Here is a 9,635-nt window from a genome sequence, read left to right as displayed (position 1 = left end):
TTACAGGGGCGATTTTATTTAAACATAAGTACGGCGTGTCACTGGTGTAACTAATATAAGAGAATGCGAAAGCCTGCGGCAGGCAATTGGGAAATACCGTTGCCCAAAGCTACGATAAAACCATTTCGCACCACTCAATTCTGCAGAATTAAAACTCAGGCAATAAAAAAGCAAACCGCCAAGGGTTCGCTTTTCATCAAACGTTAGAACTAAATAACGTCGCTATTCAGCCCTTACATAATCGCGTCGCAGCCGAAGCTAACCCCCAATAAGGTCTTGCAGTCGCAAGCCCAATGATCAACTGAATTCGAGTTGGAAACTCACTAGGTCAGCAGTGTCACTGCCCCTTTAATGAGCCAACTCATTGTTAAGCAGAGTAACAAAATGAGTAAAGGCTAGCCACGGAAACCATGGCTAGCCCTAGGTAACAAACACAGTCTTCCTTAGGTTATAGCTTGCCTTCTAGCTTATCCGCAAGATAGTCACCTAACTCAGCAAGAGGGACGTGAGTAATGACGCCGTCTTTTCGGCACCTAACTGAAACCCTATTTTCAACTTCTTCCTTATCCCCAACAGTTAAGATGTAAGGCACTTTTTGCTTGTGAAAGCGTTTCATTTTGCGGGCAACTGAGTTTTGACTGATATCAACCAACACTCGCATGTCACGTGCTAAACATAATGCGGCTAACTGACGGACAAATTGGCTGTTTGACTCATTCACTGAGGCGATAGCAACAGGCACAGGATGCAACCAATCCGGCAGGTTGCCCTGTGATACTTCCAAGAGAATACCAATCCAACGTTCGATAGAGCCATACATAGCTTGATGCATAATCACTGGCCGTTCGAATTCACCTTGCTCATTTGTGTAGTGAACATCGAATCTTTCAGGCAAATTAAAATCAAACTGAATTGTTCCACACTGCCAACGTCTTCCCATAGAATCTGTCAGTGACAGTTCAATTTTGGGACCATAGAAAGCCCCTTCACCAGCTTGATACTCGGCATCAAAGCCCTCACTATGGCAGGCTGAATCCAATAGCTTTTGTGCTCGACACCATTGCTCATCGCTGCCTAATGCCTTCTCAGGTTTAGTCGATATTTTTACGTCTAAATTATGGTAGCCGTAATCACCATAAACCTGCTTTGCCCGTTGGAGAAAACCACGTATCTCCTCCTCTGCCTGAGACCAGCAGCAAAAAACATGGGCATCATCCTGAGTGAACTGGCGTGCGCGCAGGCAACCATTTAACGAGCCTGAGGATTCATTACGGTGCACCAAGCCAAACTCAAATAGTCGCAGTGGCAAATCTCTATGGCTATGTACCCCGCGCTTAAACAGCAAAATATGGGCAGGACAAGACATGGGTTTTAACACATATTCATCGATGTTTTCCTTTCCGCCACCGAAAAACATGTTCTCTGCAAACATGTCCATATGCCCAGACGTTTGCCATAACTCCTTCTTCATAAAAACAGGCGTGTTCACCTCTTCAAAACCATTTCGACGGTACACGCGCCTCATGTGCTCTTGAATATCTCTGAATAACGCCCAGCCATTCGGGTGCCAAAAAATCATGCCTGGTGCCTGTGGTTCAGAGTGAAACAGGTCAAGTTGTTCTGCAATTTCGCGATGTGTTTTCATCATTCTCTCCTGAGTTAAATCTGAGCGAAATACAAAACCAAGGTATAAAAAAACCCTCTGGCGATGTCGCTCAGAGGGTTTTTTTAAAGACGCAAAAAACTACCCCCCGAGAATTCTCGTGGTGGTAGTGGTGGTGTTAATTGCGCTTACGTATATTTTGTTCATGCGTCAGTAATAACAAATCATCCATATTGCGGCAAGCATTTTGTTTAGAAATTCCACAATATCGCGTTAGCTTCTAGTCACTTGCCTGTTGCCAATAAAACACAGGGCATCGCACATGAGTATTGACAAGTGACCGTTGGCGGCATGGCCGCTCATTCACATCCATATGATCGCGGCATTCGCATATCCATATGCAGCAGATGCCGCCGTCGAGCCCTCTGGGATGCTTCTTGTGAAATAAAGGGGGGGCGTGTCACAGGAATGCCAGTCCTTAATCATTGGGACTAGGTCATAGAACCTTTAAGACATAAAAAAAGCGACCTTTCGGTCGCTGTTTAATGCTTCAAATTCGCTGAAGCCAACTACACCATAATTGCGTTGCTGGCGAAGCTAATGCAAGGCGGATTGAAAGCTTTCGCGCGGAGTTGACTGCTGTCAAACTCTCGATTTCGAGCTATGCGAAAGCCTCATTCAACGCCGCAGTAGCTAGCCTAAGCAGCAATTATTATTCGTAGTCTGATAATGGTGCACAGCTACACATTAGGTTGCGGTCACCATAGACATCATCAATACGATTCACGGTTGGCCAGAACTTGTTAGTGCGTACTGCTGCACTTGGGAACACGGCCACTTCGCGGCTGTATGGACGCGTATCAAACTCTGGGTCCATGATATCGGCCATAGTGTGCGGTGCGTTGTGCAGCGGGTTGTTGTCCACTGGCCATTCACCTGATTCCACTTTGGCGATTTCAGCGCGGATTGACACCATAGCGTCGATGAAACGATCGAGTTCCACCTTAGATTCAGATTCCGTCGGCTCAATCATCAGGGTTCCCGCAACAGGGAAGCTCATGGTTGGTGCGTGGAAACCGTAGTCATTCAAACGCTTAGCGATATCCATTTCGGTCACGCCTGAGGCTTCTTTCAGTGGGCGTAAGTCGATAATACATTCGTGCGCCACGCGATCGTTACGGCCACGGAACAATACTGGGTAGTGTTCAGACAGCTTCTTCATCACGTAGTTAGCGTTTAACAGCGCAGTTTGGGTCGACTTTTTCAGGCCTTGTGAACCTAACAGCTTAATGTACATCCAGCTGATAGGCAGAATGCCCGCGCTACCGTAAGGTGCAGCAGATACGGCACCGTTGTGGTCACTTTCACGGCCCGGTTTAACCACAACGTGGCCCGCAACGAATGGGGCTAAGTGCGATTTCACGCCGATTGGGCCCATACCTGGACCACCGCCGCCGTGTGGAATAGCGAAGGTTTTATGCAAGTTAAGGTGTGATACGTCGGCACCAATAAAGCCAGGAGACGTTAAGCCAACCTGCGCGTTCATGTTAGCGCCGTCTAAGTACACTTGACCGCCGTGCTGATGCACTATGTCGCAGATTTCGCGGATAGATTCTTCATACACACCGTGGGTCGATGGGTAAGTGATCATGATGCAAGACAGGTTTCCAGCCACTTCGGCGGCTTTAGTCTTTAGATCTTCTAAATCGACGTTACCTTGCTTGTCACACGCCGTCACCACCACTTGCATACCGGCTAATTGCGCCGATGCAGGGTTAGTACCGTGGGCAGATTGCGGGATCAAACAGATGTTTCTGTGCGCATCGCCGCGTGACTCATGGTATTTCTTGATGGCTAACAAGCCAGCATATTCACCTTGAGCGCCTGAGTTAGGTTGGATACACACAGCGTCGTAGCCTGTGATATTCACTAACCAAGTCGACAACTCTTCAATCAACTGGGTGTAACCTTTGGCTTGATCCAGTGGGCTGAATGGGTGCATGTTGGCAAATTCTGGCCAGCTCACAGGGAGCATTTCAACCGCTGCGTTTAACTTCATGGTGCATGAGCCCAGTGAAATCATCGAGTAGTTAAGTGCTAAGTCTTTGCTTTCGAGACGTTTGATATAACGCATCATCTCGGTTTCGCTTTGATAGCGATTGAAGGTTGGGTGGCTTAAAATCGCATCTTGGCGCACGAGTGCAGCAGGAATCGATTGGCTACCTTGGCTCACGATTTGCGCGTCTAATGCGGCAACATCTAAACCATGGCCAGCGCCTAAGATCACATCAAACAGCGCGTCGATATCTGTGCGCAATGTGGTTTCGTCTAAGCTCACGCCCACTGTGCCGTCGGCATCGAAACGTAGGTTCATTTCAGCAGCCAGTGCGCGTGCATTAACGGCAGCAACATCTAAGCCTTTGATGCTGATGGTATCAAACCAAGTGCTGTTGACTAAGCTCACGCCCTTCGCTTGCAAACCAGCCGCTAAAATATCGGCGAAACGGTTAATGCGTGATGCGATGGTTTTCAAGCCATCTGGGCCGTGGAATACGGCGTAGAAAGACGCCATGTTCGCTAACAGAATTTGTGCAGTACAAATGTTTGAGTTGGCTTTTTCGCGGCGGATATGTTGTTCGCGAGTTTGCATCGCCATACGCAGTGCGCGGTTACCACGGGCGTCTTTTGACACACCAATGATACGGCCAGGCATAGAACGTTTGTGTTCGTCACGGGCAACAAAGAAAGCCGCGTGTGGACCACCAAAGCCCATTGGCACGCCAAAACGCTGTGCACTACCAAATACCACATCGGCGCCCATAGAGCCCGGTGATTTCAGTAATACCAAAGACATAATGTCGGCTGCCACAGTCACAATCACATTCTTCGCACGCAGAGTTGCGAATAATTCGGTGAAGTCAGTGATTTGACCGAAACGGTTAGTATATTGGAACAAAGCACCAAACAGCTCGTAGTTAACGGCTTCGCTTGCAGGGCCAACTACCACTTCAAAACCAAAACACTCAGCGCGGGTTTTCACTACGTCTAAGGTTTGCGGGAACACATCATCGGCAACGAAGAAGATATTGGCTTTTTTCGCTTTAGAAACACGCTTTGCCAGCGCCATCGCTTCGGCAGCAGCGGTTGCTTCATCTAACAAAGAAGCAGAAGCCAAATCTAAACCCGTTAAATCCATCGACACTTGTTGGAAGTTTAGAATGGCTTCTAAACGGCCTTGGGCGATTTCTGGCTGATATGGTGTGTAAGCCGTGTACCAACCTGGGTTTTCAAATACGTTACGCAGGATCACGTTTGGCACTTGTGTGCCATAGTAACCCATACCTATGTAGCTCTTAAATACTTGGTTTTGGTCCGCTAAACCACGAATGTAGGCAATGCCTTCGGCTTCGCCGCAGGAATCACCAATGCTCAGGTCTTGGCTTAAACGGATCGACTCAGGCACGATTTGCGCGGTCAGATCTTCCAGTGACTCAGCACCAACAAAATTCAGCATAGCTTGCTGTTGGTTGCTATCTGGGCCGATATGACGACGTAAGAATAAATCGTGCTGTTCTAACTGAGTAAGGGTTTGCTTGGTCATGATAAACCTTGTTCCAGATTTGCCGAAATTCAGAACTGTAGGGTACTGATAAACGGACTGTTGTTATGTCAATCTTGCGCTAAAACAAACGAAGCCCCTCAGGGCTTCGTTAGCGTCGACGATTAATCTTCGTCGATTACAGCTTGGTAGCCTTCGGCATCCAGCAGGGCGTCGACTTCTGATTCGTCAGAAGGCATCACGCGGAAGAACCAGCCTTCGCCGTAAGCGCTGCTGTTAACGAGTTCTGGAGAATCTTCCAGCGCTTCGTTCACGGCAATCACTTCGCCAGAAATAGGGGCATAAATATCAGACGCCGCTTTTACTGATTCAGCTACAGCACAGTCTTCACCAGCTGTTACAGTGTCGCCAACTTCTGGGAGTTCAACGAAAACCATGTCACCTAACAGCTCTTGGGCGTGCTCAGTGATACCAACTGTGTAGCTGCCGTCTTCTTCCTTGCGGATCCATTCGTGTGAAGAGGCGTATTTCAGTTCTGTCGGAATATTGCTCATTGTTCTTGTTCCTTGTTCCGTTTTTTTAAAATGCTTGTTTACCGTTGCGCACAAAGTTTGGCGCTACTACTCTAACAGCCACACGTTTTTTACGCATTTCGACTTCCGCCGTATCCCCAATCGAGTTAGGAACACGCGCCATCGCAATAGAATAGCCCAATGTTGGCGAGAAAGTACCGCTGGTAATCACGCCTTGGTGCTCAACACCGGCCGAGTCGGTGAAAAATACTGGCATATCATGGCGTAACACGCCCTTTTCTTCCATCACTAGACCAACAAGTTTGTCGGTTCCCGCATCGCGAAGTGTTTCGAGGGCTTTACGGCCGATAAAGTCACGGTCGCTCGGTTCCCATGCGATGGTCCAGCCCATGTTGGCGGCCAATGGGTTGATGGTTTCGTCCATGTCTAAGCCGTAGAGATTCATACCGGCTTCAAGACGCAGTGTGTCACGGGCACCGAGACCACAAGGTTTAACACCTTGATCTAACAATGCTTGCCACATGGCTTGGGCTTCATCTTCTGGGACGATAATTTCGTAGCCCGCTTCGCCTGTGTAACCCGTTGTCGCAATAAACAGAGAACCGGCTTGCTTGCCGAAGAAAGGTTTCATGCCTTCGATGGCGGCGTTTTGCTCGACACTGAGCACGGCAGCGGCTTTCGCTTTAGCGTTAGGACCTTGAACGGCGATCATCGCCAGTTCTGGACGCTCAGTCACAGTGACGTCAAAACCTTGGGATTGCTTGGCGATCCAAGCGAGATCTTTTTCGCGGGTCGCTGAGTTCACTACCACGCGGTAGTTAGTGTCAGTGAGGTAGTAAGTGATGAGGTCGTCGATGACGCCAGCATTTTCGTCTAACATGCCGCCGTATAAGGCTTTACCTGGAACTTTAAGCTTAGCCACATCGTTTGCCAGCAACTTACGCAGAAATGCACAAGCGTCGTTACCAATCACATCAACCACAGTCATGTGGGAAACGTCGAACATACCCGCGTCTTGACGCACGGCATTGTGTTCTTCGATTTGTGAACCATAGTTGAGAGGCATGTCCCAACCGTGGAAGTCGACCATCTTAGCGTTTGATTCTAAGTGCTTGTTAAACAGAATAGTTTTGTTAGCCATTGTTATCCCTTTTTTGCGGCCTTTTTCAGGTCTCTGCCTAGTGTAGGGTGTAGATACTAGGGTCTAAAATGCGGCGAAATTATACCTTGCGTCACAAATTTGTATACAGGAGATTTTTCTAATCCGAAGTCAGTGCCATTAGATTTTCTCATCTTTAACATGTAATTTTTTTACATGCGAAGACCAGATTTGCGCAGCTTGTAGTCAATGTGCTGATATTAGCGGCAATTCTGATCACATTAGCGCAACCGAGGCTAACGACATAACTTAGGCAGCGCCGACTTATTGCCCATGGCCTGTTGTATGAACACTGTTTTCAGCCCAGCGACATTATCAACCAGATTTAAGCCCAGATCGCGGATCACTTTTTTCAGCGGATTCGTCCCTTCGAATAAGCGCTTAAAGCCTTCCATCGCCGCGATCATCTCCATCGCATCGGCTTTACGCCAACGTTCCAGCGCGCGCAGCTGGGCATAATCGCCGATATCTTTACCCGCTTGCTGTAATTCGCTGATGACTTCGATAATGCTGGCTGCATCTAAAAAGCCAAGGTTCACCCCTTGGCCAGCCAGCGGATGGATAGTGTGGCCGGCATCGCCTGCCAACACTAAACGGTGGCGGGCAAAATGGCGGGCGTAGCGCATCCGTAATGGGAAAGCTTGGCGCTCGCTTTCCAGCTGACAAATCCCCAAACGACCATCGAACGCCGCGGTTAAGTTGCGCTCGAATTGCACTTTGTCCATCGCTAATAATTCATTGGCGCGCTCAGGCGGCACCGACCAAACGATGGAGCAGAGATTGTCTTCATACAAAGGTAAAAATGCTAACGGGCCATCCTTTAAAAACACTTGGCGGGCGGTGGCAAGGTGCGGCATTTCGGTGCGGATCGTTGCGACAATTGCGTGGTGGCCGTAATCCCAAAATGTCAGCGGGATCTTGCATTGCTCACGCACCCAAGAGTTGGCGCCATCGGCAGCGATTACCAAGGCAGCACTCACACTTTCTATTCCAGACTCGGCACCATTGGCGAGGGTCAACCAAGCTTCGCGCTCACCAAAGGCAATGCGTTCTAAGCGTTGGTTTTCAATATGAGTGATATTGTCAAACTCAGCGACGCGTTTCGCCAGCGCAAAGCTAATGGCATCGTTTTCGATAATCGCGCCAAGACTGGTTTCGCTGATGCTGTTGGCGTCAAAGGCAATTTTGCCGAAACCGTCTTTATCCCACACCGCCATTTTTTGATAAGGCGTGGCGCGGGAAGTGTCTAAATAAGTCCATGCACCTAAGTTTTCTAACAAGCGCTGACTCGCCTTATTGATGGCGCTCACCCGCAGGCGCGGCTCGCCGACAACGGCATCGGTGTGGCCCGCATCGATAACGACGACATTCAGATCGGCCTGCGCCAATCCAATCGCGGTGGCGAGTCCCACCATGCCGCCACCCACAATGGCGATGTCATAGGCTTGTGAACTTAACATGGGTACATCCTTTTCGCGTTGCGATACCAGTAATGAAAAGCGGATTATTTCCAGCCCATTGCCTTATGAGCAACAGGGGTTTTAAGTGGCGGAAACCAAGATAACAAGCGCAAGCCTAAGTTACGACCCAGCGCCATCGGCCAGTATTGGTTTGAAAAGCCACGGACTAAAAATTCGATATTACGGATAGTGCTGTTTCTGTCGTGCTCGCGGGCATTGAGATAAGCATGGGTCACGGCGGCGGAGCCAATATCATCACCCTGCGCTAGCGCCGTATTTAGCACCTCAAGTAAGCTCACTACATCACGCAGGCCTAAGTTAAATCCTTGCCCCGCAATAGGATGCAGCGTCTGCGCCGCATTGCCGATAAACACACATCTGTGATGGATTGGCCTTGGCATATACGACAAATTAAGCGGATACGCATGGCGCGCGCTGACATCGATAAACGTGCCCGCACGATAACCAAAGGCCTGCTGCAGCGCCGCTAAAAATTCCGTTTTCGGCGCGGTTTGCATCTGTTTAGCCCGCGCATCATCGAGCGCCCACACAAGTGATAAGCGAGGTTGACCTTGGCTATCAGCCATAGGCAACAACGCTAAGGGACCTGTTTGGGTAAAACGCTCATAGGCCAAATGTTGATGCGGCTTGTCGGTTTGAATATTGGCAATAATCGCAGTTTGCTCGAAGGCCACTTGGGTCACGGGCAAAGCAAAACTGCTGCGCACTTTGGATTGCAGACCATCGGCGGCAACCACGAGTTTTGCTTTAAGGCGCTCGCCCGTGTCGAGCACTAAGGTGTGGCCTTCGACGGCGGGTTCCACTTGGGCAAGCTTGGCGGGGCAATAGAGTTTTACCTCGCTCTTGTTCAACTCGTTAAACAACACTTGGCCGACACGCTCAAGCTCAACCACTTGGCCTAAGGCCTCTAAATGAAACTGCGCGGCATTGAGTTCTGTCATACCAAAGTGGCCGCGATCCGATACATGGATATTTTCAATCGCAGTGCCCAAATGGGCGAGCTTTGGCCAGAGGCCTAAACGGGATAATTCGAAAATAGAACCATGGGCGATAGCGATGGAGCGAGCATCGAATCCGGGGTGTTGTTTATCGGGAAGGTGCGCCTCGATTAAGGCGATAGAAAGCGGCCTAGCTGCGGATAAAGAAAGACGCGCGAGAGCCAACGCGAGAGTCGCCCCCGCCATCGCACCGCCTACAATCGCGATGTCGACGTGTTGAACTGAAGTATCCATGTGATTTGTGGCCGTCATGGGGATCTCATTCAAGCTTTGGCATGGCACTGAGGCATGTAAACATAAAA

The 9,635-nt window shown here is 49.3% G+C and carries 6 protein-coding genes; all 6 read right to left on the bottom strand.

Annotation, left to right across the window (positions count from 1 at the left end):
* Window positions 1-448: 448 nt before the first annotated feature.
* Complete coding sequence (gene thrS / locus FW758_RS16960; RefSeq protein ID WP_413471838.1) at window positions 449-1,648, bottom strand: threonine--tRNA ligase; 1,200 nt, start codon at window positions 1,646-1,648, stop codon at window positions 449-451.
* A 667-nt stretch (window positions 1,649-2,315) separates the two neighbouring features.
* A complete protein-coding gene (gcvP, locus tag FW758_RS16955; RefSeq protein WP_071939925.1) occupies window positions 2,316-5,204 on the bottom strand; it encodes an aminomethyl-transferring glycine dehydrogenase in 2,889 nt (962 codons plus the stop codon).
* Window positions 5,205-5,326: 122 nt separating this feature from the next.
* The gene (gene gcvH, locus FW758_RS16950; protein WP_006080188.1) at window positions 5,327-5,716 is read right to left on the bottom strand and encodes a glycine cleavage system protein GcvH; all 390 of its coding nucleotides are present in this window, start codon (window positions 5,714-5,716) and stop codon (window positions 5,327-5,329) included.
* A gap of 25 nt (window positions 5,717-5,741) precedes the next feature.
* Complete coding sequence (gene gcvT, locus FW758_RS16945) at window positions 5,742-6,836, bottom strand: glycine cleavage system aminomethyltransferase GcvT (RefSeq protein ID WP_259482970.1); 1,095 nt, start codon at window positions 6,834-6,836, stop codon at window positions 5,742-5,744.
* A 254-nt stretch (window positions 6,837-7,090) separates the two neighbouring features.
* Window positions 7,091-8,314, bottom strand: a complete 1,224-nt coding sequence (locus FW758_RS16940; RefSeq protein WP_446445990.1) for an FAD-dependent monooxygenase — start codon at window positions 8,312-8,314, stop codon at window positions 7,091-7,093.
* A gap of 44 nt (window positions 8,315-8,358) precedes the next feature.
* A complete protein-coding gene (ubiH, locus tag FW758_RS16935; RefSeq protein WP_446445989.1) occupies window positions 8,359-9,585 on the bottom strand; it encodes a 2-octaprenyl-6-methoxyphenyl hydroxylase in 1,227 nt (408 codons plus the stop codon).
* Window positions 9,586-9,635 lie beyond the last annotated feature (50 nt).

This window comes from Shewanella sp. 1180_01, from assembly GCF_052850535.1.
Note: the sequence above shows the minus strand (reverse complement) of the source record. Positions and strands in the feature narration are given on the sequence as shown.